23 protein-coding genes are annotated in these 26,639 nt (G+C 38.4%); 14 read left to right on the top strand and 9 right to left on the bottom strand.

The window, feature by feature from the left end; genetic code table 11:
• Window positions 1–24 precede the first annotated feature (24 nt).
• The gene (locus AC3ITD_RS20260) at window positions 25–351 is read right to left on the bottom strand and encodes a low molecular weight protein tyrosine phosphatase family protein (protein WP_489362483.1); all 327 of its coding nucleotides are present in this window, start codon (window positions 349–351) and stop codon (window positions 25–27) included.
• A gap of 41 nt (window positions 352–392) precedes the next feature.
• The gene (gene upp, locus AC3ITD_RS20265; RefSeq protein ID WP_489362485.1) at window positions 393–1,040 is read right to left on the bottom strand and encodes a uracil phosphoribosyltransferase; all 648 of its coding nucleotides are present in this window, start codon (window positions 1,038–1,040) and stop codon (window positions 393–395) included.
• Window positions 1,041–1,227: 187 nt separating this feature from the next.
• Between upp and AC3ITD_RS20270 the strand changes: the two genes are divergently transcribed.
• Window positions 1,228–3,159 (top strand): glycoside hydrolase family 172 protein, encoded by a 1,932-nt coding sequence (locus tag AC3ITD_RS20270; protein ID WP_489362487.1) that lies wholly within the window; start codon window positions 1,228–1,230, stop codon window positions 3,157–3,159.
• 8 nt (window positions 3,160–3,167) lie between these two features.
• Here AC3ITD_RS20270 and AC3ITD_RS20275 read toward each other — a convergent pair whose 3' ends face one another.
• Together AC3ITD_RS20275 and AC3ITD_RS20280 are read right to left on the bottom strand one after the other, a co-directional pair.
• A complete protein-coding gene (locus AC3ITD_RS20275; protein ID WP_489362489.1) occupies window positions 3,168–4,424 on the bottom strand; it encodes a DUF7033 domain-containing protein in 1,257 nt (418 codons plus the stop codon).
• A gap of 133 nt (window positions 4,425–4,557) precedes the next feature.
• Window positions 4,558–5,064: a DUF6702 family protein gene (locus tag AC3ITD_RS20280; RefSeq protein WP_265797417.1), complete on the bottom strand. Its 507-nt coding sequence runs from the start codon at window positions 5,062–5,064 to the stop codon at window positions 4,558–4,560.
• A 241-nt stretch (window positions 5,065–5,305) separates the two neighbouring features.
• On the opposite strand from AC3ITD_RS20280, the gene AC3ITD_RS20285 reads away from it, so the two are divergent.
• From AC3ITD_RS20285 to AC3ITD_RS20305, 5 genes are all read left to right on the top strand, one after another.
• Complete coding sequence (locus tag AC3ITD_RS20285; RefSeq protein WP_265797418.1) at window positions 5,306–5,890, top strand: HupE/UreJ family protein; 585 nt, start codon at window positions 5,306–5,308, stop codon at window positions 5,888–5,890.
• Window positions 5,891–5,904: 14 nt separating this feature from the next.
• The gene (locus AC3ITD_RS20290) at window positions 5,905–8,277 is read left to right on the top strand and encodes a M1 family metallopeptidase (RefSeq protein WP_265797420.1); all 2,373 of its coding nucleotides are present in this window, start codon (window positions 5,905–5,907) and stop codon (window positions 8,275–8,277) included.
• A gap of 339 nt (window positions 8,278–8,616) precedes the next feature.
• The gene (gene uvrB, locus AC3ITD_RS20295) at window positions 8,617–10,659 is read left to right on the top strand and encodes an excinuclease ABC subunit UvrB (RefSeq protein ID WP_489362492.1); all 2,043 of its coding nucleotides are present in this window, start codon (window positions 8,617–8,619) and stop codon (window positions 10,657–10,659) included.
• A gap of 54 nt (window positions 10,660–10,713) precedes the next feature.
• A complete protein-coding gene (locus tag AC3ITD_RS20300) occupies window positions 10,714–10,911 on the top strand; it encodes a YwbE family protein (protein ID WP_489362494.1) in 198 nt (65 codons plus the stop codon).
• A gap of 114 nt (window positions 10,912–11,025) precedes the next feature.
• Window positions 11,026–11,283 (top strand): DUF4834 family protein, encoded by a 258-nt coding sequence (locus AC3ITD_RS20305; protein ID WP_056850827.1) that lies wholly within the window; start codon window positions 11,026–11,028, stop codon window positions 11,281–11,283.
• 111 nt (window positions 11,284–11,394) lie between these two features.
• On the opposite strand, the gene AC3ITD_RS20310 is transcribed toward AC3ITD_RS20305, so the two are convergent.
• From AC3ITD_RS20310 to AC3ITD_RS20330, 5 genes are all read right to left on the bottom strand, one after another.
• A complete protein-coding gene (locus AC3ITD_RS20310; protein ID WP_489362496.1) occupies window positions 11,395–11,871 on the bottom strand; it encodes an SRPBCC family protein in 477 nt (158 codons plus the stop codon).
• Window positions 11,872–11,939: 68 nt separating this feature from the next.
• Window positions 11,940–12,866: a TIGR01777 family oxidoreductase gene (locus AC3ITD_RS20315; protein ID WP_489362498.1), complete on the bottom strand. Its 927-nt coding sequence runs from the start codon at window positions 12,864–12,866 to the stop codon at window positions 11,940–11,942.
• Between the two features lie 5 nt (window positions 12,867–12,871).
• The gene (locus AC3ITD_RS20320; RefSeq protein ID WP_489362500.1) at window positions 12,872–13,687 is read right to left on the bottom strand and encodes a thiol-disulfide oxidoreductase DCC family protein; all 816 of its coding nucleotides are present in this window, start codon (window positions 13,685–13,687) and stop codon (window positions 12,872–12,874) included.
• Window positions 13,688–13,790: 103 nt separating this feature from the next.
• Window positions 13,791–14,315: a GbsR/MarR family transcriptional regulator gene (locus AC3ITD_RS20325; protein ID WP_489362502.1), complete on the bottom strand. Its 525-nt coding sequence runs from the start codon at window positions 14,313–14,315 to the stop codon at window positions 13,791–13,793.
• Window positions 14,316–14,362: 47 nt separating this feature from the next.
• The gene (locus AC3ITD_RS20330; protein ID WP_489362504.1) at window positions 14,363–15,445 is read right to left on the bottom strand and encodes an alginate lyase family protein; all 1,083 of its coding nucleotides are present in this window, start codon (window positions 15,443–15,445) and stop codon (window positions 14,363–14,365) included.
• A 129-nt stretch (window positions 15,446–15,574) separates the two neighbouring features.
• Here AC3ITD_RS20330 and AC3ITD_RS20335 point away from each other — a divergent pair, with 129 nt between their 5' ends.
• From AC3ITD_RS20335 to AC3ITD_RS20370, 8 genes are all read left to right on the top strand, one after another.
• Window positions 15,575–18,085: a YfhO family protein gene (locus AC3ITD_RS20335; RefSeq protein ID WP_489362506.1), complete on the top strand. Its 2,511-nt coding sequence runs from the start codon at window positions 15,575–15,577 to the stop codon at window positions 18,083–18,085.
• A gap of 459 nt (window positions 18,086–18,544) precedes the next feature.
• Entirely contained in the window at window positions 18,545–19,399 is an 855-nt protein-coding gene (locus tag AC3ITD_RS20340) for a UDP-2,3-diacylglucosamine diphosphatase (protein WP_489362508.1), read from the top strand.
• 20 nt (window positions 19,400–19,419) lie between these two features.
• Complete coding sequence (locus AC3ITD_RS20345) at window positions 19,420–20,409, top strand: glycosyltransferase family protein (RefSeq protein ID WP_489362510.1); 990 nt, start codon at window positions 19,420–19,422, stop codon at window positions 20,407–20,409.
• 144 nt (window positions 20,410–20,553) lie between these two features.
• On the top strand, window positions 20,554–21,534 hold the full coding sequence (locus AC3ITD_RS20350; RefSeq protein ID WP_489362512.1) for a DUF6427 family protein: 981 nt from the start codon (window positions 20,554–20,556) through the stop codon (window positions 21,532–21,534).
• Window positions 21,535–21,678: 144 nt separating this feature from the next.
• Window positions 21,679–22,413, top strand: a complete 735-nt coding sequence (locus AC3ITD_RS20355; RefSeq protein ID WP_265797432.1) for a type III pantothenate kinase — start codon at window positions 21,679–21,681, stop codon at window positions 22,411–22,413.
• Between the two features lies 1 nt (window position 22,414).
• Window positions 22,415–23,707, top strand: coding sequence for a BamG family beta-barrel-assembly machinery protein (gene bamG / locus AC3ITD_RS20360; protein WP_265797433.1), 1,293 nt, complete (start codon window positions 22,415–22,417; stop codon window positions 23,705–23,707).
• Window positions 23,707–24,279 carry an LptA/OstA family protein gene (locus AC3ITD_RS20365; protein WP_265797434.1) on the top strand — a complete coding sequence of 191 codons (573 nt, stop codon included), beginning with the start codon at window positions 23,707–23,709 and terminating at the stop codon, window positions 24,277–24,279. Before bamG ends, AC3ITD_RS20365 begins: the two co-directional genes overlap by 1 nt.
• A gap of 236 nt (window positions 24,280–24,515) precedes the next feature.
• Window positions 24,516–26,603, top strand: coding sequence for a peptidylprolyl isomerase (locus AC3ITD_RS20370; protein ID WP_489362516.1), 2,088 nt, complete (start codon window positions 24,516–24,518; stop codon window positions 26,601–26,603).
• The last annotated feature ends 36 nt before the right edge of the window (window positions 26,604–26,639 follow it).

Here is a 26,639-nt window from a genome sequence, read left to right on the forward strand (position 1 = left end):
AATATTTTTACAAAAGTAGATCATCTATGTTAATAATAGATAGCCTTGCGTTTTAGTGCGTAATTCTTCAATTAATTGCTCATCCATGTACTGATAATCATCTGGAATATCCAGAATGATAATCCGCTTGTTTACAATCTCCTCATTAAACTTTTCCGCTATTATTTGTTTATGTTTTTTTTCCATTACGAAGATGAGATCTGCCCACGATATATGGCGTGGGTTTAATTTGATCCGGGCAGATGGTGCAGTGCCTGCAGAGCGAATCTGGTGTTGACTGTAGTTTTTAACAATTGTCTCAGCCGTTGCACTTCGCCACTTATTTCTACTGCAAACAAAAAGAACGTTCATTTTTTTATCTCTGTTACTTTTTTACAAGATCCACATCTTGATCATACTTTCTCTCCGTAAGCCAAATCTCCGGCATCGCCTAGGCCTGGAACAATGTAAGATTTGCTGGTCATTTCCTCATCAACGGCACCCAGCCAAAGTTTAGCCTTTGGTAGATTGGCTTTTACATGAATTACGCCCTCTGTACTGGCAATAGCGGCTACAATGTGTAGCTCGGCAATTTGATATCTATTCATTAATTCTTTACAGCACATCACCATGCTTTGTCCGGTGGCCAGCATAGGGTCGGCCATAATTAATATTTTGCCATCCAGATCCGGGCTAGAGATATAATCCATTTGGATCACGAAGTCGCCGCTTTTTTTAACTTTTCTATAAGCAGAAATGAAGCAACATTCCGATTTATCAAAGATGTTTAATAGCCCTTGCTGCAAGGGTAAGCCCGCCCTTAAAATGGTAGCCAGAACAGGTTGCTGCTCTAAAACTTCACATTGCGAAACCCCTAAAGGCGTCGTAACATCTTTAGTCACATATTTCATCGATTTACTAATTTCATAGGCGAAGAACTCTCCAATACGTTCGAGGTTTTTTCTAAAACGCATCGAATCTTTTTGAATATTTTCATCACGAAGTTCGGAGATGAACGTGTTTGCTATGGATTTTGTCTTGCTTAAATCGAAAGTTGTCATTTTGCAGGTTTTGGGTAAGGGTATGGCTAATTTATTGTTTTTGATTGGTAAATGGGTAACATCTTTATGGCTAATGAGTAAACTGGCATTTTATATTTCTTAGCCAGAGAATAATTTTTAATTTAGTTATCGTATCACTAAAACGTATTAGTGTTGTGCTAACCAAATATTTTCTTAACCTCAGTCTATGAATTTAGCTAAGCTTTGTAAAATTTTTACCCTTACTTTTATAATTCTATCTTTCGTTCGCGTTTTTGCCCAGCGAAAAATCATCAACATTCAATCTGAGCTTGGAGCGATGATTAATCTTTCTGATCTGCCTCAATATACCGATGCGGTGGTAAAGCAATTTTCATCTTATGATACAACAGGGAATAACGATGATGGTTTTAGCGGGAAGTATTCCTTTATTAGAAAAACTGCAGACGGAAGTTCGGTTGTTTTTGAAGATAAAGGTGCGGGGGTCATCAATCGGATCTGGACACCAACGCCCACTAATGATACGCTCGATTTTTATTTTGACGGAGGTAAAAAGCCGTCTTATTCAATCCGGTTTGCAGACCTGTTTTCTGGCAAAGTTTCGCCCTTTAATCTTCCCCTGTGTGGCAACCAGATTGGAGGCTATTTTTGCTACTTTCCAATTCCATACAAAAATGGATGTAAGGTAGTTTTTAGAGGGAAGAAACTTGAGTTTTATCAAATCCAGTATCGCAATTTCGGTAAGGCAGCTGTTGTTAAAACATTTAATCCAGCTTTATCTGCTGATGAGAAAACGGCTTTGGAGAAAATTTCTAAAACTTGGGCAGATATCAGAGGGCAGACTCTTTCTGTAGCAAACGCCCAAGCATTTGCAGTGGAAAAAGTCCTGAATCCAGGTGAGAGCACTACGTTATTAAAAGTAGATAAACCGGGGCGCTTTGTTGGTTTCGAAATGGAAAATGCCCAACAGTTTGAAGGATTGAGCAAACTTATCGATATTAAAATCACCTGGGATGATGAAAGCCAGCCTGCAGTTTATATGCCACTGGCGGATTTTTTTGGCTATGCTTTTGGTCGCGTATCTATGCAAAGTCTGTTAGCAGGCACCGCCAAAAACATCAACTACAATTATTTTCCTATGCCTTTTGATAAAAATGCGAAGCTGGAAGTAATCTACCGGAGAGCCACCTCGACTGAAAGGGAAGAACCGCTAAGAATCAAGGCAAAATGGTATTATGCGCCCATTCCGCGCAACTCAAATACGGAAGGGAAACTTTACACTCATTGGAACCACGATAAGAATGCAGCAATGGGTAAACCACATGTTTTTTTGCAGGGAGAGGGTAGAGGACACTACGTAGCCACGATTTTGCAGGCGCAAGGTTTAAATCCAGGAATGACGCTATTTTTTGAAGGAGACGATTATACCTCGATTGATGGGAAAATGACCTTGCATGGAACTGGTTCTGAGGATTATTTCAATGGAGGTTGGTATGCTTTGCTCGATCGTTGGGACCGGAAAATGAGTCTGCCACTACATGGTTCGCTGGATTATTCCTTGCCCTTCAGCCGAACAGGCGGCTACCGCCTGTTTTTAACAGATAAAATGCCCTTCAAAAAAAGTATTCTTCACACCATTGAACATGGTCCGGAGCAAAATAATAAGCCCGTCGACTATACATCGGTAGCATTTTATTATGCCGAAAAAGCCATTTCGAAATCAGCTAAACCCACCAATGAAAATACGTTGGTTTATCTTCCGGATACGATGATGGTGTATCCACAATTGATGAACTTTAGTTTTAACGGACAAGCCACTATCAATGGAAATAATTTTATTTCTACAACTGGGGCACAGATCAGAATTGATTTACAGGAAATTCCCGATGGGAACTATAAACTTTTTGCCGATGTTGAAACTGCTCCCGATGGTGCGGAGATTACTTTCTGGCAACGGCAAACACAGGTAAGCCAACCCATTTCCTTTTACAACAGCCAAAAAGAAACCAAAAAGAAAATGTTTTTATGCGATGTTGAAATCAGTGAATTTCAAAATACCCTAACGCTTCATTTCAAAAACGATAAAGAGCGAAACCGGCTAAATATTGACAGACTGATTTTAGTAAAAACAAAAAATTAATGCCTTGCTTAGCTGTTCATTTCATTAAAAGCAGCTTGCAGTTTTTTATATTTCAAATGATTTGAAATATGAGGTAATTCCCAGTTGCTTACAAACTGGCCATTAACGAATTTTACCGCATCGATATATTCTTTTAGTGTTTTGTTAATATTATCAAAGCTCATATCTATTAGAGCCGAGTCGTTTAGACAATAAGACTTAACCAATAGGGCTGTCACCTTTTCCAGTTGCAGATCATACCAGTTAAATGGTGTACAAGTTCCTGCCCTAAAACCCGAAATGTTTGGATAACCCATGGAATAATCTGTGGTAATGCCAGAATTAAGTAGGTTAAGGTAGCACATCGGGAATTTTAAAGTTTCGAATTGCTGACTGCTTAAAGTGATTTGATGGGGTAAAATCTTTTTTAGCTTAGATATGCCATTTTTAATTTCATCTATTTTTTCCTTATCACTTGCACAGGGTCGTAATAAGCCAACGCTTTTGTTAGTTAGCATTTGGGAGACTTCATTTGCCTGAATGTATTCAATCGCTACTTTTGGAAAGCTTATAAAAAATACGGGGTTGATTTTTTGCTTCTCAATTGTTTTTTCAAGCGCAGTTAAAGCCGTTTCATTGTTAATACCAAGGCCTGTTAATTGATCCAATTTTGAACTTAAATAACTGTTGTCTTTGCTGAATACAGTGCTAAATATAAACCGGGTCTTCCTTAAAAAACCCTCAGGGGCATTTGGTGTAATGCTAAAGTTTATACAAGGCTGGCTACTAAAATTTTTATCTACGAAATTTATCGTGGGATGTTTTGTGCGGATAAAATTTTTAATTAGCAGTGCCCATTCATCGATAATGGGTCGGTCTAAAATCTTCCATTTATATTGGTAGCTATTTACTGACTTAAATTCCTTATCGGTTTTTTGCTGATGAAGATATTCCTCATATCTGGTTACAATAAAAAAAGATGCAGCGAAAACATCAAAAGGAAGTGTAGAACTTTCTACCGGAAATGGCACCTGGTATTCCCCAAAAGTGGTTGTTTTAATATTTAGTTCATTGACCTTGTTGGAGAAAAGAATGGAAGTGCTTTTAAAAAAAATCTCGTCTCCCAATGGTTGTTCTCCATAACTGATTTTAACGTGTTGGCTCTGTAAAAAATATTGACTGTTTCCGGTGAATTCTATTTCGGCTTTGAGTATTTCCTTAAAGATAAAATTGAAAATGTATTTTATCCGGGGGGTTAAAACAGATGAGAAGATGATTAAATGCATAACTTATTTTAACAGCGCAATGTTTAAACTAAGGTTATAAATAATTCTTCCCGCGGGTATGATTTTGATGTTAACGGGATGCTAAAAATAGTGCATTTTAACAGAAATTTAATATTTTAATACAAAATTACCCTCAAAAGTTTGTCGTAAACTTTTTGTCTGGATACAAAATCTTGGTGCTTTTTCTGGTTTTGCCTTTCACAATATGAACGATACTCATCTGATCATCAAACAAATCGTATAAGATAATATTGCTGACTTCTACGGACTTAAAAGTGTTAACTTTTTCTGCTTCCAGGTAGATGTTGGTGGCTTCATGGTCGATTTCAAAGCCTAGATAACGCATGTTAATCTGCTTTCCATTGGCCTTAATTTGCAGGTGGGAAATGATGTATTTTTCAATTACCTCATCCATTTTACCTTTAATTAAAGGGTTAGCTAAGTCTATTTTCTGCTTGTAGTTTTTGGCCAATATTGATTCAAAATCATCAGTAAAAATTCTGCAGCTTACCTCAATCGCTTTTTCCTGCTGATTGTAGTTTAACTCAGTTGTGCTTACATGTAATGGATGTTTCACATTAAGGGCAAGGCAAACGTAACCGCATATAAGAATGGCAAAAAAGAATTTTATCTTACTCATGATTGAATCAATGGAATGCGAATTTACAAATTTATCACTACGATGTTGTGATTCAATGTGGGACTTGATCCTCTCCCTTCGAAATTTTATCAAAATGGACATCTATTCCTCTATTAACCCCGATGTCGGTAACATTTTAGGTAAACTTATCCGTTGTTTTTTGAAAAAGACAGCTTTTTAGAATTATTACCTTAATTTTAAGCTTTAAAACTATCACATCCCGTAGGTTATCTAGTTATTCATGCCGTTACAAGATTTTATTTTCTACTTTAAATTAGGTTGGAGCCATATCATCAGTGCGGATGCTTTGGATCACCAGCTGTTTATATTGGCACTGGTTGCAATTTACAGCTACACTAATCTAAAGCAAGTATTGATTTTGGTAACCGCATTTACAATAGGGCATTCTCTAACTTTACTTTTGAGTGTGCTCGATATCATTCGTTTTGATAGCAAATGGGTGGAATTTTTAATTCCCTGCACTATTGTCATCACTGCTGTGAGTAACTTATCTAGAAAGAACTTTTCCTTAAAATCGATCAAGATAAATTATTTTTTGGCGCTGGGTTTTGGTTTGGTACATGGGATGGGTTTTGCAAACTCCATCAGAATGATGCTTGCGAAAGACCAAAATCTAGGCTGGGGCTTGTTCGGCTTTAATGTTGGTTTAGAAGCAGGGCAGGTTTTCATGGTTTTGATAATCTTATTGATTACATTTATTATTTTTAATTACACCAGAATCAGGCGCTTCAGCTGGGTTTTGTTTATTTCGGCAGCCGTGTTTAGCCTGGCTTTAAAAATGGCTATAGAAAGAATACCCTTTTAGCATTAGAAAAGATCATGAATAAATTGTTTACATTAACAGGCCTGCTTCTTATTTCTGGTAGCGCGGCTATGGCTCAAAACATTCAGAACAATCCTGGTAGCAACCATGGAAATAAGTTTGAGCAGTTGGGCACTATTTTGCCTACCCCAAATGAGCAGCGTACAGCAAGTGGTGCGCCGGGCGTAAAGTATTGGCAACAAAGGGCCGATTATAACATTAAGTGCGAATTGGATGAAAAGAACCTGATGTTAACGGGTTCTGAAACCATTACCTATACCAATAATTCTCCAGATCCTTTAACTTATATTTGGTTGCAGCTGGATGAAAACGAACACAGTACCTCGAAAAGTGCAAATTACCAGGATGCAACGAAAATGCCAGCCGGCGGAACTACGCAAACACTTGATCAGTTGAGTGCCAAGGGCGATAATGGCAACGGTATCAACATTACCAAATTGACAGATGCAACAGGGAAGACTTTGAAATACACGGTGAATAAAACCATGATGAGGGTTGATTTGCCTGTAGCCTTGAAAACCGGACAGAAGTATATTTTCAATATCAATTGGAATTATAAAATCACCGATAGGATGAGCGTTGGCGGCAGAGGTGGGTATGAATTTTTCCCGGCAGATGGAAATTATCTTTTCACCATGACCCAGTGGTATCCTCGTTTATGTGTGTACAGCGATTTTCAGGGTTGGCAAAACCACCAGTTTACAGGTAGAGGTGAGTTTGCCTTAACTTTTGGCGATTTTAAAGTACAAATGACCGTTCCTGCCGATCACCTAGTTGGATCAACTGGTGAATGTATCAACTACAGCGCAGTGTTAACTCCAACCCAGTTAAGCAGATACAACACCGCCAAAACAGCTACAGCTCCGGTAGAAATCCAAACTTTAGCTGAAGCAAAAGCTGCTGAAGCTAAAAAATCCACTGCGAAGAAAACCTGGGTATTCAATGCCAACAACGTTCGTGATTTCGCATGGACTTCCTCCCGGAAATTTGTTTGGGATGCGATGCCGCAAAAAATCGAGGCCAACAACAATACCGTAATGTGCATGAGTTTTTATGGTAAGGAAGCTTACAATTTATACAGTAAGTTTTCAACCAGAGCTGTAGCGCACACTATTAAAACTTATTCTGATTTTACCATCCCATATCCTTACCCGGTAGCACAAAGTATTGAAGCTGCGAACGGAATGGAATATCCGATGATATGTTTCAATTATGGCCGTACCGATGCAGATGGAACGTATAGCGAAAGCACCAAAAATGGGATGCTGGGCGTAATTATCCACGAGGTTGGGCATAACTTTTTCCCAATGATTGTAAACAGTGATGAGCGCCAGTGGACCTGGATGGATGAAGGTTTAAATTCATTTGTTGAATACTTAACGGAAGAACTTTGGGATAATAAATTTCCGAGCAAAAAAGGCCCGGCTTATACTATTGTTGATTACATGAAATTGCCGAAAGATGAATTGGAACCAATTATGACTAACTCTGAAAATATTGTTCGCTTTGGTCCAAATGCTTACTCAAAGCCGGCAACAGGTTTAAATATCCTTCGCGAAACCATTATGGGAAGAGAGTTATTTGACTATGCTTTCAAAGAATATTCCAGAAGATGGGCATTTAAACATCCTGAACCTGCCGATTTGTTTCGTACAATGGAAGATGCCAGCGGCGAAGATTTAGACTGGTTTTGGAGAGGTTGGTTTTACGGAACAGATCCTTGCGATATCTCTTTGGATAGCGTGAAATTTGCGAAAGCTGATTTTCCAAAAGAGGTACCTGCTGCAAGATCCAGAATGGTTAAAGTAGATAAACCTGCTTTAAACGCTTTCGAAGATATTTCCAAAATCAGAAACCGTGAGGATAAGAAAATTAATTTTTACGTTGATAAAAACACAGGCGCACAAGATTTCTATTATAAATATGATAGGGGTATGGTTACAGTTGATACGACTGCAACAACAAAACAAGAGATGGCAATGCCTTACGAAGTGGTCCCGGAAGCAGATCAGGCCAAGTACGCCAATAAATTTTTGTACGAACTGAGTTTTAGCAATAAGGGCGGTTTAGTTATGCCCATTATTGTAGAATTCACGTACAAAGATGGAACCAAGGAAATTGATCGTATTCCTGCCCAAATCTGGAGACACAATGAGTTGAAGACATCTAAGTTTTATGTTAAGGATAAAGAAGTCGCATCAATTTTAGTTGATCCATTACGTGAAACAGCCGATATTGATACAAGTAATAACGCTTGGGGCGGCAAAGCAAAAGAAAGTAAATTCAGAGCATTTAAAATGAAAGCTGCAACTGCGGTTAGAGGCCAGTCGGTTGGCTCAAACCCAATGAAAGTGGCAGGAAGTAAATAGATATTTTACTGTTTTGATTAAAAATCCTCGTTGAATAATTTCAGCGAGGATTTTTTTTACCTAGTATATCAAAAGTTCAACTTTCGATTTACTAGGTTGATGCTGATTTAAACTCGATGAGGTAGGGTTAATAAATTATTAACTAAAAAGTCAATGCTGTTAAATCGTTTTGAACTACGGTTGGAATCTCTTCATTTTATTCCAACTATTTCTAACTTTTCTGCCTGTTTCCTGTTTACCCTTTAATTCCTAATCCCCTTACTTTTTTTAGGTTTTACACGAGGAAGAGAGATCATCAAAATTGCTTATCACACCAATTTTGACTAAATTTGGTTAACAATGAAATTTAACATTACTTCAGAATATAAACCTACCGGAGATCAGCCAAATGCCATTAAGCAATTGGTTGATGGTGTAAACGCCAACGAACATTATCAAACATTATTAGGTGTTACAGGCTCCGGAAAAACATTTACCATAGCCAACGTAATTGAGCAAACTCAAAAGCCCACGCTAATCTTAAGTCATAACAAAACTTTGGCAGCGCAGCTTTATGGCGAGTTCAAGAATTTTTTTCCTGAGAACTCGGTTAATTATTTCGTTTCCTATTACGATTACTATCAACCAGAGGCTTTTATCGCTTCGAGCAATACCTATATTGAAAAAGACTTAAGCATTAATGAAGAGATTGAAAAACTCCGTTTGCGCACTACATCGTCTTTAATGAGCGGTCGAAGAGATATTATTGTGGTTTCTTCTATTTCCTGCATTTACGGTATGGGAAACCCCGAAGACTTTTCCCGGATGGTTTTCCGCTTTGGGGTGGGTTTAAGGATTTCTAGAAATGCTTTTTTACATAGTTTGGTAGAAATCTTATATTCTCGCACCACCACCGAGTTTAAACGGGGAACTTTTAGGGTTAAAGGTGATACCGTAGATATTTACCCGGCATATTTAGATCATGCCTATCGCATTTCTTTTTTCGGCGATGATATTGAAGAACTTTCTGCTATCGATCCGGTATCGGGTAAAACATTGGAAAAGTTGGAAGATATGGCCATTTACCCGGCCAATCTCTTCGTTACACCAAAAGATCGGTTTAATCAATCCATCTGGGGAATACAGGAAGAGCTGGAAATCCGCAAGAACCAGTTGATCGCCGACAGGCATTTGTTAGAAGCCAAAAGATTGGAAGAACGCACCAACTTCGATATCGAAATGATGAAGGAGTTGGGTTATTGCTCAGGAATTGAAAACTATTCACGTTTCTTCGATGGTCGCCAGCCTGGAATGCGCCCTTTCTGCCTGTTAGATTATTTTCCAGATGATTATCTGATGGTAATTGATGAAAGTCACGTTACGGTGCCGCAGATCAGGGCCATGTATGGTGGCGACAGATCTCGGAAATTATCCCTTGTGGAGTATGGATTTCGTTTGCCAGCTGCGCTGGATAACAGACCGCTAAATTTTAACGAGTTCGAGGCTTTGGCACCGCAAACTATATACGTAAGCGCAACGCCTGCGGAATATGAATTGGAGAAATCGGAAGGTGTGGTGGTAGAGCAAGTGATTCGTCCAACGGGTTTACTTGATCCGGTGATCGAAATCAGGCCTGCAATTAATCAGGTAGATGATTTGCTTGATGAAATCGACTTAACCATAAAAGATGGCGGACGTATTTTGGTGACAACTTTAACCAAACGTATGGCTGAAGAATTGACTAAATATCTGGATCGTTTGAATATTAAAACAAGGTACATCCACTCAGAGATAAAAACTTTAGAAAGGGTAGAAATTCTTCGTGGTTTACGTTTAGGGGAATTTGATGTTTTGGTGGGAATTAACTTGCTGCGTGAAGGACTTGATTTACCGGAGGTAACTTTGGTGGCCATTTTGGATGCAGATAAAGAAGGCTTTTTACGTTCAGAGAAATCACTCATTCAAACCATTGGACGGGCCGCTCGTAACGATCGGGGCAGGGTAATTATGTATGCAGACGGAATTACCGAGAGCATGGAAAAAACAATTTCTGAAACCAACCGCCGTCGCGATATTCAAATTGCTTACAATCTCGAGCATGGCATTACCCCTAAAACAGTTGGTAAATCTCGGGAAGCGATTTTAGAGCAGACCTCAGTACTTGATTTCTCTCAGAAAGCCAGTGATAATAAAGCCAGAGCTTATGTAGAAAATGCGGAAATCAGCATTGCAGCCGATCCAATTGTACAATATATGGGTAAAGCTGAATTGCAAAAAGCGATAGATAATACCAAAAAGGACATGCAGAAAGCCGCAAAAGATATGGACTTTTTACAGGCTGCAAAATTGCGTGATGAAATGTTTGCCCTGGAAAAAATGTATAACGAAAAGTTTGCTAAGTAACGTTTTTACTTCCATATTGCTAAAAATCGAAATTTATTCAGAATTTTGAAGCAAATGAACGGTCAGAACAGAAAAGATATTTATCCCGGCTTAGAAGTTGGTATCATCTTGAAAAAGGATCAGCGCTCAGGAAATATTACTTATGGGGTGGTCCAAACACTACTTACCTCAGCTGCTTTTCACTCACGTGGAATCAAAGTGAGGTTGGAAGATGGGCAGGTTGGCAGAGTGGCAGAAATCGTAGGAAAATAAAACTTTCTTCCATATTTTTGCCTTTTATTTTGTAATGGGAATGCAATTAAAGAATTAAGAAGTAACAAAATAAATTTTGGTACGTCTATATTTGTAACAACACTAAATTAAAGAATGGCATTTATTAAATTTATATTCATCGCAATATTAGTTCTTTGGATCATCAGAATGTTGATTCGATTGATATTGCCGATGCTGTTTAATAACCTGGCCAGCAAAATGCAACAACAAGCAAGCGGACAGGGGCAGCAGCAACAACAGCGAAGATCGAAACCGGAAGGGGCAATATCTATAGATTATATGCCGCCTAAACCCGATCAAAGTAAAACGGATAAACTCGGCGACTTTGTAGATTACGAAGAAGTTAAATAGTATTCAAGTCCTGATGAAAATCAGGACTTTTTTTAGCTTTACCTACAACGATGTATTCCTTCAAAAGATAGACTAGTTACTGGTGGCTTATTAAAGTTCCAGTCTATCCCTTTAATCTATGCTTAGGTCTTGAAATAGCCCATTCTCCGCTGCAGCTTTGATCATCAAATTCCTCTTCCTCAGTAAATCGACCATATATTCTTTTAGAAACAACTGCTCTACAATCAACCCGAAAATTCCGGCAGGAGCATTAAATTCAAAAATATCGGTCATTTCTGTCACGTCCTGTATTGATGTGAACAAATGTTGATGGTGTAGCTTTTTAAATGGACCTTTTATCATTTCATCAATAAAGCAAACGGGGCTTTCCATAGTGGTGACTTTGCTAGTCATGGTGAAATTTATCCCAAAGTGTCTTGCTTTCCAGGTAACGGTCTCATGTAGGTCAATCAATCCAGATTTTCGGCCAGCAATCGCTTTTTCTTTTGAAAACTTCATGGAGTGTACATGAAGATCAATGCTTCTGGCCAAATCGAAACATCTTTGCATCGGCGCCGCTATTATGGTTTTTAGTATGACGGTAGGCATCTTCTTTTTACTCCCATTTTTATTTTTGGCTTGGATTTATTTGAATCTTAATTACCCGTGGAGCGTATTTAAATTCTTAAACTTACAATATCATGTACAGCATCTTCAATTTTTCGATACTGAAATTCAAATCCATTATCAAGTAATACAGCTGGTTTAACCCACCTGCTTTTTAAAATTAATTCGGTTTCGGTGCCAATAATTGCTGCACCAATGCTCAACAACCAAGCAGGCGTTGGTAAACCAAACGGAATTCCATAGGTTTTTCTAATGGTTTTCATTAGCATGTTATTTGTGACGGCGTCTGGAGAAGTGCAATTCACTACGCCGTTAATGGCTTCGTTTTTAAGTAACCATTGGATACTGTGAATTGCATCTTGTTCATGTACCCAATTCACAAATTGATGACCATCACCTTGTTTGCCGCCCAAACCAAGTTTTACCAGGTTAAGCAATCTTGGAAATGCGCCGTCGCTGCGGCCTAATACAATTCCCATTCTTAGCGCTATCTTTCTTGTTCGAGGGGTTTCTGTTTCGAAGAAACAACTTTCCCAGGCTTTACATACATCAATAGAAAAACCGTAGCCAATTTCTCCTGTATACTCATCCTGTGGGCGATCTTCGGCATGGCGATAAATAGTAGCGGAGGTAATATTGATCCAGAGCTTAGGTGGATTTAGCAAAGTCTGTATTACATTACTCAACAAGCGGGTAGGAATAACCCTTGAATTTATTATTTCCTGCTGATTTTGTTTAGTGTACCTGCAGTTGACGTTCTTCCCGCACAGGTTTACCAATAAATCAGCATCCTCAATAGCCTTGGTCCATTCACTTTCGGTTTTCCCATCCCATAAAATTGTTCTTACATTTCCATTTTGCGCTTTTTGTTTTCTACTCAAAATAATCACTTCGTTTGCTAAGCTACTAAAGTGCTTGGCTAACAAGCCCCCCAAATACCCATTTCCACCAGCTAATACTATTTTATTGTAAATCATGACGGCTATAAGTTAAAAATTAAACCCAAAATAATTAGGCGATAAACTGCCCAGGTAACACTTATTATCCAACCCAGTTGCAAAAGTTTATTTCTTCGAATATGTTCTAAAAACATTAAACCCGCTACAAATAAAAAGTATAAAACATACAATGCCGGATGGACATTAAAAAGCTGATGGGCAAGCAAACCTAAAGTTAACAGAAGTGAGCCGGCAAAAGAGATCGTCATCATATTGCCTAAATAATCCCAAAGCTTCTCTTTGCGATAAAAACTAATAATTATCCCCTGAAACAATATTTGTCCGCCACAAATAAAATACTCCCTATAAGCACTTCCCAGTGGAACATACTTGCTTAATAAATGTGCATAAGAAGTTAAAATGTATGCCGTTACAAACCAGGTCAATAGGAGGTAAGCAATACGATAGCGAAGTTTAAAGGAGGGTTGAACGCTATTGAATTTGGTATTTGCAGGAATAATGACTTTTCTGTTGTAGGAAACCAAAGCGTAAAGCTTAGCCATAATGAAAAGGAATGGTCCAAATGCAAATAGCGGCTTAAATACCGGCATGGCGTGTCCAATGATTTTAAATAAACTAATTATACCATAAGTTACTTCGCCATTTTCCGTATTAACCAATGCAATTTCATTGGCTGCCCGTTGCCTGTCAACCAGCGGACAAACATGTGCCGGCATATGCTGATAGGCTACTCTTCCGTTTAATTCCAACATACCAGCTTTAACAAATCCCTTGGTATAGAGGTGGCACATTGGGCATTCTTCATCAAATAAAATGAGGTGGTTGTCTAGTGCTTTCATTGTTTTATATTTTAAACTTTCAGTAAGAAATGAAAGATTGGATTAAAAAATAAAGCCACTTGGGCTTTAAGCTCCTCCACTTCATGGAGGGTGGGAGTTGGGACTATTTAAAAACCTTTAAAACAGATCCCCAGAACCAGTTTTCTTCAGCTTTTAGCATGGTTTCCAATGTTTTATCTACATTTCCGGCAAGCTTATTAATATCTGTAATTGATTTTTTAAACGTTTTATATTCCGGATCTTTATCATCACCCTGAACAGATGAAAGCTCATTTAATACTTTCAGTACAGGCTCTAATTCTCTCTTTTTTCTCTCCTTAGCTACTTGCCTGGCAATGTTCCAAACATCTTTATCTGCAAAAAAATATTCCTTTCGTTCGCCGGCTTTATGCTGCTTTTCAATCAATCCCCATCCAATTAAATCCCTCAAGGTCATATTTGCATTTCCCCTGGAGATACTCAAAATTTCCATAATCTCTTCTGTAGTTAATGCTTCAGGAGAGATTAGTAATAAAGCATGCACCTGGGCCATTGTACGGTTAATGCCCCATTCAGATCCCAACTTACCCCATGCTTCAATGAATTTTAATTTTGCTGCTGCTAATTCCATAAACAAATATAACAACATTTTTAAAGTTTCAAAAATTATTGAAAGTTTATTTTTTCTGAAAGCTGTTATTTGGATTCTCTTTTAATTTGGTCTATTAGTTGCTGGAAACTAGCATTCTCATCTAAGGTATTTAGCAAATCGGTTTGACCTCGATCAAAATAGACAGAGAGGCGCAAAACCGGCAAGGCAAGCTTAGGCTCAAATAGGGTGCCGGGGGCAAAGCCCGGTTCATTGTTTTTCGCTCTATCCCGATCGAACTTAACCGTTGTATGCACATATTCCTCATGCTGCTTTTCGCCTTTCATATACGGAATTAACCAATCGACACTTTTCTGTATCGACGAGCCGGCGCCAGATTGATAGGTGTAAAAATTTTCGCCTTTTGCCCGATCAATCATAATGGCTAGCTCGAGCATCGGTTCCAGGTCATAAATATGATAGTGCATGGCATCACGTTCTTTAAAATCTAAACTGGTACCGTCAGCATACAAATTGATATTGATATGCTGCTTTAATTTTTCAATTGTCCAGTCGATCAATCCCTTGTCGTTTAGGGCATAGCCGATTTCACCCACCACCTTTAATCGGTGTGCATTCCAGTTATTGATAGCCGTGCCTCTTCCGGTTTGCATTCGCTTGCTGTTGATCTCTGCCAGAGCGGTTTCCTTTAGCCATTTTTCGATTAGTGCCTTGTCTTTACCGCCGATCAAATTTCTGATTAAATCATAGGCTTCAACCGCTTTATCCAAATTGGTATCATCTATTGGGTTACCATTTGGCCGGTTGATTTTTGCCCATGCGATTAACAAGGACAAAGATTTATCTAAATATTGTTTATTTCCAGTAAGCCGATATTGCAGAGCAAGCGTATACATTTTATTCATATCGGCCAATGCTTGCTGAGTTTTTATCTTTTTAGGGTTTCCTTTTAATAAACCTTCAGTCCTGATCGTATCAATTGGATTCGGTTGATCGAAAAGAAAAGAAGAAGCCAGTTTTTCAAAACTACGGTAAAGCTTTTTATTCTTCTCCGTTGATGAATTTTCCAACTTCAAAGTTGATATCTCCTTTTGATTAAGGCTGACAATTTGTGTAAAACCTGAAAATGAAGCCACTAAAATCAGTACTGTAATCACAAACTTTCTCATAATAAAAGGGTTGAAATATAAATTGATAATACAAAACTAAATTTTTATTCCACTCACATTTAATTAATTCCTTTTTTATCCCGCCCAAATTTTTATTTTTGACGTTCGTTTAAACTTAAACAAACCTTAATGAATAACTGGTTTAATAAAAATGGCATCCACCTCGCCATTATTGCATTTTTTGTAGTCATTACCTTTGCCTACTTCAGTCCTGTTTTGCAGGGAAAAGCGCCACAACAAGGCGATGTTTTGCAGGCAAAAGCCATGCAGAAAGAAATTATGGATGTGAAGGCTGCAACTGGAAAAGGTCCGCTTTGGACTAACCAGATGTTTGGAGGGATGCCGGCTTATCAAATATGGGTTCAATACCCGTTAAACATCACTACTTACGGCATCGATGTAATTAAAGGTGTATTCCCTGATCCTGTGGGTACAGTGATTTTATATTTGTTGGGCGCTTATTTACTCTTCTGCGTTCTCAAAATTAATCCCTGGCTTGCTGCCGCAGGAGCGATTGCATTCGCATTTACTTCCTATAACTTTATCATAATTGCAGCCGGGCACAGTAATAAAGCTTTGGCCATCGGTTTCTTTGCGCCAATCTTAGCCTCAATCATCCTGGTTTTAAGGGGAAGATATTTAGTTGGGGCGAGTTTATTGGCGCTATTCATGGCATTGGAAATCCGTTCCAACCATATCCAAATGACGTATTATCTTTTTATAGCCTTGTTTATTCTGGCTTGCATTGAATTATATCACGCCTATAAAGCCAAACAATTGCCCACTTTTGGTAAATCAATTGGTTGGGCAGCTGCGGGAATTATCTTAGCAGTTATGGTTAACGCAGGTACGCTTTGGACGACTTATGAATATGGTAAAGAAACCATTCGTGGAAAATCAAATTTAACGACCGATAAATCGGAGCCAGCAAACGGTTTAGACAAAGAATATGCTTACCAATGGAGCCAGGGTGTGGGCGAGAGTTTCACCTTTTTAATCCCTAATCTATATGGCGGCGCCAGCGGAGGACAATTAAATCCTGAGGGTAAATTTATAAAGATCTTGCAAGATGGAACGGTATCAAATGTTTTAGGTCCAATATATGGTCAGGATACCGAGAAAGCATTAAATGCAATAGCTCAAAATGCAGGTTCAAATTATTGGGGTGATAAACCGGGTACTTCTGGTCCCTATTATTTTGGAGCGATTATTTGCTTCCTTTTTGTATTTGGCTTGTTTATTGTAAAACACCGTTGGAAATGGTGGATATTGGGAACCAGTATTTTGTTGTTATTCCTTTCGTTTGGGCAAAATCTTCCATTAATTTCTGATCTTTTCTTTGATTACCTGCCTGGCTATAACAAATTCAGAGCAGTAGAGTCTATCTTGGCTGTTGTAGGATTATTGGTTCCGCTGTTGGCCATACTGGCAATTAAAGAAGCACAAGATGGAAAGTATGACCAAAAATATCTGGTTCAGCGCCTTACCTGGTCTGCAGGCATTACCGGTGGTTTTGCACTTTTGGTTGCAATAGCCCCGACTGTATTTTTCAGCTTCACCAGCTCAACCCAAGCACAATTAACAACCTGGTTAAATCAGATCACACAAAATAATAGTTCACTTACTGCTCAAATATTGGCAGCGGTAAAAGAAGACCGCGTGAGCCTGGCCCGCGCTGATGCTTTACGTACTTTGCTTTTCATCGCTATTGGCTTTGGCTTAACCTGGGCATTTATCACTAAAAAGATGAACATGCAACTGGCGTTTGGCTTGTTGGCAGTAGTTATCCTGGTTGATTTATGGCAGGTTGATCGCCGCTATTTAAACAATCAAAACTTTGTGGCTAAATCAGATCTCGAGAATCATTATCAACCACGTGATGTAGACAACTTTATTTCTGCTGATAAGGACCCAAATTTCAGGGTTTTTGATTTATCGCTGGGCGATCCATTTAAAAGTGCTGAAACCTCGTTTTTCCATAAAACTGTTGGAGGTTTCCACTCCGCTAGGTTAAAACGTTTTCAGGAACTGGTTGATCATCAGTTAACAAAAAGTATCAATCAAGATGTTTTGGATATGTTGAATACTAAATACATCATCACCCAGGATCCGCAAAACGGATCGTATAAGATGCAGCGTAATGCTACGGCTGCGGGTAATGCATGGTTTGTACAGAGTGTTCAATATGCTAAAAATGCCGATGAAGAGATGAAAGCCATCAGCAGCTTCGATGCAAAAAAAGAGGCGATTGTTGATGAACAGTATAAATCGTTAATCGATACCAAACGTTTGGGTACAGGTGTAGAAGGTTTTATTAAATTGACCAATTATACACCTGATCACTTAACTTATGAATACTCTTCAGCGAAAGATGTGATTGCCGTTTTCTCTGAGATTTACTACAACAAAGGCTGGAAAATGTATATCGATGGGGTTGAAAAGCCTTATTTTAGGGCCGATTATATTCTCCGGGCTGCTCAACTTGAAGGTGGAAATCATAAACTGGAATTTATCTTTCACCCAACTTCTTACTATCTAGGAGAAAATATTTCATTGGCAGGATCAATTTTATTGCTTGCTGGTTTGGGCTTCGGGTTTTACTCAGAAAATAAGAATAAAAAGAAGGCAGTTAAAGGCTAACGGATTATTTATAATTCGATTAACTGAATTAAAAGCCTGTTTAAAGCAGGCGCTCAAAAGACAGAAAGTCATCTGATGAATATAAGCGCAAGGCTTTGTTCATTAGGTGACTTTTATGTTTTTTGAAGACTTATCCCCCCAAGGTATCGCCTCTTTTATCTTTTAGCAATACTATTTATGCAATCTTGACTGCACTTTTTGCATCCTTTATCATTTCGAAGAAAAATTTAACAGTCTGGTAACATTTGCTTGATAAACAGTATCTTACATTTGTAATGTAAAATCAGATGATATGCTAGAGTCATTCTTCGCCGTTTGCTTGTTAATTATTGTACTTTATTTCTTTAGTCCTTTTGAGGTTAAACTTGATGAGGAAGAAGAGTGGTAAAATAGTCTTCAATATTTTTAAACTGCTTAATTCAGGCGGTAATAAATTCTTCTCCCCTAAATTTTCCCGTTATGGATAAAAGAACCATTGATGTAGTCGTCATTTCCGATGTACATTTGGGCACCTACGGCTGTCATGCTAAAGAGCTTCTCAAATATTTGAAGAGCATTAAACCTAAAACCCTCATCCTAAACGGCGACATCATCGATATCTGGCAGTTTAGTAAAAGCTATTGGCCCGAATCGCATATGAAGGTGATCCGAAAACTGATGAAATTTGTATCTGAAGGTGTTCAGGTGTATTATTTAACCGGAAATCACGATGAAATGCTAAGGAAGTTTGATGGGATGGATATGGGAAGCTTTCACCTTCAGAATAAATTAATTTTAGAGATTGATGGTAAGAAAGCCTGGTTTTTCCATGGAGATGTTTTCGATGTAACGATGCAACATTCCAAATGGTTGGCGAAGATGGGGGCTGTTGGATATGATACACTGATTTTGATCAACAGCTTCGTAAATTGGATCCTCACCGCTTTTGGCCGTGAGAAAATGAGTTTCTCTAAGAAGATTAAAGCCAAGTTTAAAGATGCTGTGAAGTTCATTAATAGCTTTGAACAAACTGCTGCCGAATTAGCCATCGAGAAAGGATACAATTATGTGGTATGTGGACATATCCATCAGGCAGAAAAAAGAAATATCACAACTGAAGATGGCGGGGTAACGTATCTGAACAGTGGCGACTGGGTAGAAAGTTTAACTGCGTTGGAGTATCAAGATCAAAACTGGAGCATTTTTAAATACAATCATCTAGATTTTATCAAAGAAGAATTGGATGAGGGGATCTTATCAGATGCAGAAGATTTAAAAAGTAAACTTGATGTAAACATACTTTTACAACATATTAAATATGAAATTGCTCAATAATTTTAGATATTCGGGCATAAATGAAAATACTTTACGCAATTCAGGGAACAGGAAACGGTCACATTAGCAGGGCGAGGGAAATTATTCCATTGCTTCAAAAATATGGCGAACTCGATATTTTAGTGAGCGGTACACAGGCAGATGTTAAGCTCAGTCAGCCGGTGAAATATCAATTACATGGCTTCAGTTTCATTTTTGGAAAAAAAGGTGGTGTAGATCATTTTGCTACCTGGTTAAGCATGAATCTTTTTCGTTTTAGGAAAGACATGAAACAATTGCCGTTGAAAGAGTATGATCTGATTGTGAACGACTTCGAGCCGGTAAGTGCCTGGGCTTGTAAGCTGCAAGGAATTGACTGTGTTTCGCTTAGTCACCAGGCGGCCTTTAAATCGAAGAAAGTACCGCGGCCGAGAACACTGGATTGGGGAAAGTTAATCTTGAGTCGTTATGCACCAACTAAGTATCACATTGGATTTCACTTCGATCGATACGATACCTTTATTCACACCCCGGTAATCAGGGCTGAAATTAGGGCAATGAGAAGCGAGAACCTTGGCCATTATACCGTCTACTTGCCAGCGGTTGATGATAAAAGGTTGGTTAAGTTATTTTCACAAATTCCCCAGGTGAAATGGGAAGTTTTCTCTAAACATAGCAAGGAAGCTTACACTCATGAAAACGTTTCTGTACAGCCCGTAAACAATGAAAAGTTTAATAAGAGTCTGGCTACTTGCGAAGGTTTATTTACCGGTGGAGGTTTCGAGGGACCAGCGGAGGCGCTTTATTTAAAGAAAAAATTACTCGTAGCCCCCATGCGTTTTCAGTTTGAGCAACAATGTAATGCCTATGCGCTCAAACAATTTGGATTGCCTGTAATCTGGGGAAGTACAAGAAATTGGTTGCCCATTGTTAAAGATTGGGTCAATAATCCACAGAAGCATGAATTCAATTTCCCTGATGAAACGGAAAAAATTATTGATGATATGGTGAAAAAATATGCAAGGGTGTAGTTTTTTATGTGGGGTTGGTAGTGTTTAAGTCCCAGTCGGACTAAACTTTGCTTCTTGTTCCTTATTCATTGTTCCCTGCTCTTTCACGCTTGCTCTTTGTCCTTTCAGCTTTTTATCTTTACTTTGCCTACTCTTTAAAAAGGCATGATTAATCAGTTTCGACAGTTAAGTCCTATTAACCTCTTGTTTCTATTGGCTTACACATTTTTTATGCGTATTGCCATTTTTTATGAGACGCCAAGTCAGCTGAATTTCGATTTTTTGGAGCCTTTTGCCAGATTGTTGATCAACATTGATGTAGATAATGCATTTTCCGCTTCTGCTAACATTTTTTTTGCTGCAGCAATCGTTTTCTCGCAGGCCTTGATCTTCAACAGTGTTATCAATAACCACAATTTGTTGGCCAAACCAAGTTTCCTGCCGGCATTAATGTATATCACCGGCATGAGCTTATTCATGCCCTTTATGATTTTAAGTCCTGCGTTGATCAGTAATTTTTTATTGATCTGGGTAATTGATAAGTTTTTAAAATTGGGCAAGAGCGCAAACTCTATCACCACCGTTTTCGATATCGGAATGATTATTGGCGTTGGAACATTGATCTATTTTCCCTTCATGGCCATGTTACTGATGATTTTTTTAGCGCTTTTGCTTTTTAGATCTTTTGATTGGCGCGAGTGGATTGCCGGCCTTGTTGGATTTATCACCGTGTTTTTCTTCCTTGCTGTATTTTATTACTGGCGGGATAACCTATCCTCTTTTTACCAGATTTGGAAACCTTTGGGCAATAAGTTTCCTTCTGTTTTTCAGGTGAACTATAACGATTATCTGGTGCTTATTCCGGTCGCTATCATTATCGTTCTGGCATCTCTGCAACTGCGTGAAAACTTTTTCAGAAGTTTTATCAGTACACGTAAAGGATTTCAATTGCTCTTTTTTATGTTCATTGTGGCAGGTGCCAGTTTCTATTTAAAACCAAACTTCCGGATCTGGCATTTTCTGCTCTGCGTACCTCCTGGATCAGTATTGCTGGCTTACTATTTTAGCAATGCGAAAAAGCGTTGGTTTTACGAAACGCTCTTTGTTTTATTTGTCCTATCCATACAATACTTTCTTTTTGTTTAACCTTTTTTAACAAAATACTAGATCAAAACTTAACAAAGATTGATAGCTTTGTGGCAGGATTTTGCGATTAATGCTTTTTGGATTGTATTCCCTTGATTAAGATAAGTATTGTATCAAACAAAATTTTCGTGTTAAAATACATACATGCATAGTTTAAGCATTGATATAGGTAATTCATCGGCGAAGGTGGCTGTTTTTGCAGGAAAAGAAATCGTTCATCATCAACGGTTAGCGAAGCTGGGTATTTTAGATCTTGGTCAGCTAATCGACAAGTTTTCGCCTAAGAAGTCAATCATCAGCAGTGTAAATCAGGAGATTGGAGCGCTGGAGGAATATCTAAAAAAGCACACTCTTTACGTTCGGTTTTCTGCATCATTAACTAAGGGCGTTACTAATAAATATGAAACGCCGATAACCCTTGGCTTAGATAGATGGGCAGGAATTTTAGGCGCAAATAGTTTATTTGCCAAAAATGCTTGCCTGGTGGTTGATGCCGGAACCTGTATCACTTATGATCTGCTCACCAGCAAAAAAGAATATTTTGGCGGAAGTATAAGCCCCGGGATAACCATGCGTTTTAAAGCTGTACATGAGTATACGGGCAGGTTACCTCTGATTGAATGGAGTGCAGCCGAATCTATACCGGCAGGTAAGGATACGCAATCGGCCATAAAAAATGGTGTTTTGCAAGGAATTATAAATGAAATTGAAGGCTTTATTGCCTTAAACAACATAAAAGAAAGTGCTTTAAAGGTGATTATAACAGGTGGTGATGCTAATTTTTTGTATAAGCAATTACAAAACAGCATCTTTGCGCCTCAAATTATACAAGATCCCTATATCGTATTAAAAGGATTAAATGAAGCTATTGCAGATTAAAATGTACAAAAGAATCAATTATATTGCAGCCATACTCGTTCTAGTTTGTGGTTTAAGTGCTCAAGCGCAGGTTACCACTTCATCTCCGTATTCAAGATATGGACTTGGAAATATCAAGGGTTCATTGTTGCCACAGTTAAGGGCAATGGGTGGTATTTCTACTGCAGTAAATTCCATTACAGGATTTAATAACATTAACATGCAAAATCCTGCATCGTATTCGGCCATTACTTTAACTACTATCGATGTAGGAATGAGTGCCGGCTTAACCAGCTTAACCCGTAACAACCTAAGTGAAACCAGTTTCAATGCTACTTTCAGCCACCTGGCATTCGCCATTCCGGTAAGTAGAAGATCAGCATTGAGTTTTGGAATTCTTCCTTATTCTGATTTAGGTTATTCATACAGAAATACCGTGAAAATTGATACCACAAGCGTAGATCAACTTTATGAGGGTGAGGGTGGTTTGTCAAAAGCCTATATCGGTTATGGGTATCGTATTGGAGATCACTTAAGAATTGGAGCCAATGCGGAGTACATTTTTGGTAATCTTCAAACAACCAGAGCAACTGAATATGCGCTTGCAGGAGCAATTAATGCAAAACTCCAAAATAAAAATAGCGTAGGAGGCTTAAATGTTTCATATGGTATTCAATATGATTTTAATGTTGGCAAAAGAACATCAGTAACCTTGGGCTACTCAGGAAGTAACTCGGGTAAATTAAATTCTAACCAAACATTTTTTGCTACCCAATACACCAGAGACGCTGCTGGTAATGAAAGTACTGCACTTGATACTTTAAATTCGGTAGATAACGGGAAATCAAACTTGACTTTACCATTAACGCACAATTTCGGTATCTCCATTAAACAAAGTGATAAATGGTTAATTGGTGCCGACTTTAGAATGAGCAAATGGGCTGCAACCAGTATCAACAATGTAAATTCTGGCTTACAGGATAGCTGGGGTGCATCACTGGGTGGCCAGTGGACGCCAGATGCAACCTCATATAATAGTTATATGAAACGTATTGATTATCGTTTAGGCGTGAATTACGATAAAACCTACATTCAAATTAACAATCAGGATATTAAACAAATGGGCGCTTCGTTGGGATTTGGATTTCCATTGCCGAGTGCAAACGCAGGTTCGGCGTTCTACAAAATTAACTTCACAACAGAAGTTGGTCAGCGGGGAACGGTAAGCAATAACCTTGTAAAAGAAAAATTCATTAACTTTCATTTAGGATTTACACTTAACGATACCTGGTTCCGTAGATACAGAGTTGATTAATGAAACCGCAAACTTTTTTCTTTGGTTTTATGCTGGGGTTGCCATTTTTTTTGGCTTCCTGTGGAGATGACGACCTGAAAAAAGCAAATCCCGTTGCCATCAATAAAATTACGTTTTCCAGAGATAGAACTCTTGGCGTAGAAGTGGTGTACAGCGACTCAGCCCGGGTAAAAGCCAAAGGAAATGCGCCAATCATGGACAAGGTTACCCCATCTGAAGGTGCAATTTATCAGGAAATGCCCAAAGGGGTAAATATCGACTTTTTCAATCCAAACGGAACCATTGATGGAAACCTGATTTGTGATTACGCCATTCGCAAGGATCAGGATAAAAAGACGGAGTTCAGAAAAAACGTAGTCGTTAAAAATAGCAAGGGCGATACCTTTTCTTCCCAAGAGTTGATTTGGGACGAAATCAAGAAAATTTTCTATTCTACACAACGCGTTTATGTGAAGGGCGCCGACGGTAGCGAAGGCAACGGTATCAACTTTGAAGCTCCTCAAGATTTCAGTACCTATTCAATGGAAACTGGAAGTGGCGATTTAAATATGAAAGAAGGCATAGCGCCCTAAATCATGATTGAATTTTCAATGAGAGAATGATCGTTTGTCAATCGATTAATCTGCGTTGCCGTATCCTGACTTTCGTTAGTTCTCTCGTTAAATCCCTCACTTATTATACAATTTTAACGGTTCTATTTGCTTAAAAATTAAACACTTGATAAATAAAATTTTGTGTTTCCTTTTTTAAGGCAAATTTGTATCTTGCGCCCTCTTAAAAAAAACTAAATAAATTTATAAAGTACAATATGGGATTAATGACATTTTTGCGTAACCGTGCTGGCTATATCTTAGTCTTCGCTATCGGTTTTGCAATTGTTGCATTTTTAGTAGGCGATGCAATTAACGTGGGTAAGCCTTTTTGGTCGGCAAATCAAAAAGTAGTGGGTACGGTTGATGGGAATGATATCAGTATTGATGATTTTCAACCAAAGGTAGATCAGAGTTTAAATCAATACAAACAACAATTCGGTGGAAGTTTAAATCCTCAAATGACGGCTATGGCTGTTGATCAGGCCTGGAATGCTGAACTGGCGGGCGTATTATTGAACAAAGAATATGAGCGTTTGGGTTTAACGGTTTCTGAAGATGAGTTGTTTGACTTATTGCAAGGCCAAAATCCTAGCCCAATCATAAAACAATACTTTTCAAATCCTCAAACAGGTCAAATCGATCGTGCTACTTTGATGAATTTCTTAAAATCAAAAGATGCACAGGCTTTGCAGCAATCAAACATGTTGCAGCAGCAAATTAAAGAACAGTCTTTACAGGCTAAATATTCTAACTTAATCCGTAATTCTGTTTATGTAACTTCATTGGAAGCTACAGACGAATATACCAACCGCAACAAACTGGCTAACTTTAAATATGTGGGTTTGGATTACAGCACCATTGCTGATGCTTCGGTGAAATTGACTGACGCGGATTACTCTGCTTATTACGATGAGAACAAAGCTCGTTTTAATAATCCACAGGAATCTCGTTCATTTGATTATGTGTCTTTCAGCATCCGCCCAACTGCAGCAGATTCTGCAGCAGTAAAGGCACAGGTTGAAAAAATTGCAGCTGATTTCAGGACATCGAAAAATGATTCACTTTTCGCCGCAATCAACTCTGATGTTAAGGTTCCTTACACTTATCTATCGAAAGGTAAACTCGGTGATGCAGCTTTAGATTCAGTGGTATTTGCTTTGCCAGCAGGAAGTTATTACGGCCCGGCATTAACTGGAAATTCTTATAAATTAGTAAAAGTGATTGATACGCGTTTCTCTCCAGATTCGGTTAAAGTAAAACACATTTTAATTGATCCGGCAAAAGTTGGTGGTGAAGACAAAGCGATCAAATTAGCTGATTCCTTAAAAGGCTTAATTGCCAAAGGCGGCAACTTCGCGGAGTTAGCCAAGACCTATAGTGTTGATGGTTCGAAAGATCAAGGGGGTTCTTTACCTGCTTTTACCCGTGGACAAATGGTTGCGGAGTTTGAGAATGCTGCATTCGATGGTAAGGCTGGCGATCTGAAAGTGGTTAAATCACAGTTCGGTTACCATATCATGAGCATCGAAAGACAGATGGGTAATTCGAAAGTGGCCAAGTTGGCTTATATTGAGAAAACTTTAGGCGCAAGTAGCAAAACCCAGCAAGCGGCTTACAAAGCAGCAAGCAATTTTTTAAACGATGTCAAAGGCAAAGATTTTGCTAAATATGCACAAGAGAAAGGTCTGAAAGTAGCAGTTGCCGATAAAATCAGTGCAACTCAGGGTTTCGCCGCTGGTTTAGATAATCCACGTAAATTAATTCAAGATGCTTATGCTGCAGATAAAGGTGATGTTTTGCCTGAAATTTACACCATGACCAATGAATATGTGGTGGCTCGTTTAACCGCTGTTAACCCTAAAGGTATTCTTCCATTAGAGGCAGTTAAAAAAGAAATCCAGCCTCTAGTTTTAAATGAAGTTAAAGCTAAAATGCTTAAAGATAAATTGAATGCTGCTGGTAAAGCAAGTTTAGATCAAATTGCATCTAAAGTTGGTGCCCCGGTTAATCCAGTTCAAAATATTGTTTTCGCAAATCCTGTTATTCCAGGTGTTGCTCAAGAAAATAAATTGGTGGGTAGTGTATTTGGTGCTCAGCCAGGTAAAGTTTCTACTCCAGTAGCTGGCGAGCGTGGTGTTTATGTTTTCGTTGTGGATGGATTTACTAATCCAGCGCCGATTGCAAACATGTTTAAACAAAAAGAAAGTATGCTTTTAAGCTTAGGACAACGTTCTGGACAGGCTGCTTTCCAGGCTTTAATTGATCAAGCTACTATAAAAGACAATCGTGTGAAATTCTATTAATTAGAAATTCCGTAAATTTGAAACCGTCCCCGCTAT

The organism is Pedobacter sp. KH_004, from assembly GCF_057840755.1.

Coding starts and splice junctions, on each gene's coding strand:
- AC3ITD_RS20325 (WP_489362502.1), bottom strand. CDS start 14,315: ATGTTGTTATATTTGTTTATGGAATTAGCAGCAGCAAAATTAAAATTC.
- AC3ITD_RS20315 (WP_489362498.1), bottom strand. CDS start 12,866: ATGATTTACAATAAAATAGTATTAGCTGGTGGAAATGGGTATTTGGGG.
- AC3ITD_RS20285 (WP_265797418.1), top strand. CDS start 5,306: ATGCCGTTACAAGATTTTATTTTCTACTTTAAATTAGGTTGGAGCCAT.
- AC3ITD_RS20290 (WP_265797420.1), top strand. CDS start 5,905: ATGAATAAATTGTTTACATTAACAGGCCTGCTTCTTATTTCTGGTAGC.
- uvrB (WP_489362492.1), top strand. CDS start 8,617: ATGAAATTTAACATTACTTCAGAATATAAACCTACCGGAGATCAGCCA.
- bamG (WP_265797433.1), top strand. CDS start 22,415: ATGTACAAAAGAATCAATTATATTGCAGCCATACTCGTTCTAGTTTGT.
- AC3ITD_RS20370 (WP_489362516.1), top strand. CDS start 24,516: ATGGGATTAATGACATTTTTGCGTAACCGTGCTGGCTATATCTTAGTC.
- AC3ITD_RS20340 (WP_489362508.1), top strand. CDS start 18,545: ATGGATAAAAGAACCATTGATGTAGTCGTCATTTCCGATGTACATTTG.
- upp (WP_489362485.1), bottom strand. CDS start 1,040: ATGACAACTTTCGATTTAAGCAAGACAAAATCCATAGCAAACACGTTC.
- AC3ITD_RS20355 (WP_265797432.1), top strand. CDS start 21,679: ATGCATAGTTTAAGCATTGATATAGGTAATTCATCGGCGAAGGTGGCT.
- AC3ITD_RS20320 (WP_489362500.1), bottom strand. CDS start 13,687: ATGAAAGCACTAGACAACCACCTCATTTTATTTGATGAAGAATGCCCA.
- AC3ITD_RS20275 (WP_489362489.1), bottom strand. CDS start 4,424: ATGCATTTAATCATCTTCTCATCTGTTTTAACCCCCCGGATAAAATAC.
- AC3ITD_RS20350 (WP_489362512.1), top strand. CDS start 20,554: ATGATTAATCAGTTTCGACAGTTAAGTCCTATTAACCTCTTGTTTCTA.
- AC3ITD_RS20345 (WP_489362510.1), top strand. CDS start 19,420: ATGAAAATACTTTACGCAATTCAGGGAACAGGAAACGGTCACATTAGC.
- AC3ITD_RS20280 (WP_265797417.1), bottom strand. CDS start 5,064: ATGAGTAAGATAAAATTCTTTTTTGCCATTCTTATATGCGGTTACGTT.
- AC3ITD_RS20305 (WP_056850827.1), top strand. CDS start 11,026: ATGGCATTTATTAAATTTATATTCATCGCAATATTAGTTCTTTGGATC.
- AC3ITD_RS20365 (WP_265797434.1), top strand. CDS start 23,707: ATGAAACCGCAAACTTTTTTCTTTGGTTTTATGCTGGGGTTGCCATTT.
- AC3ITD_RS20330 (WP_489362504.1), bottom strand. CDS start 15,445: ATGAGAAAGTTTGTGATTACAGTACTGATTTTAGTGGCTTCATTTTCA.
- AC3ITD_RS20270 (WP_489362487.1), top strand. CDS start 1,228: ATGAATTTAGCTAAGCTTTGTAAAATTTTTACCCTTACTTTTATAATT.
- AC3ITD_RS20335 (WP_489362506.1), top strand. CDS start 15,575: ATGAATAACTGGTTTAATAAAAATGGCATCCACCTCGCCATTATTGCA.
- AC3ITD_RS20310 (WP_489362496.1), bottom strand. CDS start 11,871: ATGCCTACCGTCATACTAAAAACCATAATAGCGGCGCCGATGCAAAGA.
- AC3ITD_RS20300 (WP_489362494.1), top strand. CDS start 10,714: ATGAACGGTCAGAACAGAAAAGATATTTATCCCGGCTTAGAAGTTGGT.
- AC3ITD_RS20260 (WP_489362483.1), bottom strand. CDS start 351: ATGAACGTTCTTTTTGTTTGCAGTAGAAATAAGTGGCGAAGTGCAACG.